Annotated in this window: 1 pseudogene; it reads left to right on the top strand. The window is 46.5% G+C overall.

Features of this window, described 5'->3' with window-relative positions:
• Window positions 1-23: 23 nt before the first annotated feature.
• Window positions 24-260, top strand: a pseudogene (locus tag ACYP03_RS26810) (GGDEF domain-containing protein); the annotation flags it as partial.

Raw genomic sequence — 260 nt, 5'->3', positions numbered from 1 at the left:
CATGCGGTGGAACAGGGAAAAAAGTGCTGAATATTGATCGTATCGCTGTCTTTCTTCTGACAGGGCATAACAGAATGAAAGGCACTTATGGCACAGATACCAAAGGAAATACGGTCAAAGAAGCCTATTTTGAATCCGCTATCCCGCCTCACTGGTTCATTGACCATCCCCAGGCACAGCATGGTTACCTGGCCATTGAAGAAAACACATCGCTTTATCATGATTTGCAAGAAATCGGGGTTGGCTGGAGTGCCTACACC

It is taken from the genome of Photobacterium sp. R1 (assembly GCF_054600795.1).
This window is presented reverse-complemented; position numbering and strand designations above follow the sequence as displayed.